The 405-nt window shown below is 51.1% G+C and carries 1 protein-coding gene; it reads right to left on the bottom strand.

Annotated features, from left to right (window positions below):
* Positions 1-405: hypothetical protein (locus NR126_RS29165; RefSeq protein WP_256832499.1), on the bottom strand; the 405-nt coding region annotated here is incomplete at both ends.

Here is a 405-nt window from a genome sequence, read left to right as displayed (position 1 = left end):
GATCAGGGGCACTCCAATGAGCGATACCCCCCCCCCCCTTCCTCCGCCCTCCTCTTTCCCTCTTCTCTCCTTCCTCCCCTCCCTCTCTCCCTCTTCCTCCTTTTCCTTTTCTTTTTCCCTTTTCCTTCCCTTCTTCTCCTTCTCTTCCTCTTCCCCTCCTCCCCCTTTCTTCTTTCTTCTCCTTTTCCTTTCCTTTTTCCTCCCCCCCTCTTCTCTCTCCCCCTTCTCCTTTTCCTCTCCCTCCTTTCCCTCTTCTTTTTTCCTTCTCTTCTCCTTTCTCCTTCCCCCTTTTTTCCCTTCCTTTCCTTCCTCCTCTCTTCCTCTCTCTCTTCCTCTCTTCTTTTCTTTCCCTCTTTTCCTTTTCTTTTTCTCTCTCTTTTTTCTCCTTCTCCTTCCCCCCCCCCC

The organism is Pseudomonas sp. Pse1 (genome assembly GCF_024519635.1).
Lineage (GTDB): Bacteria > Pseudomonadota > Gammaproteobacteria > Pseudomonadales > Pseudomonadaceae > Aquipseudomonas.
The sequence above is the reverse complement of the archived record's forward strand: the minus strand, read 5'-3'. Positions and strand labels throughout refer to the sequence as shown.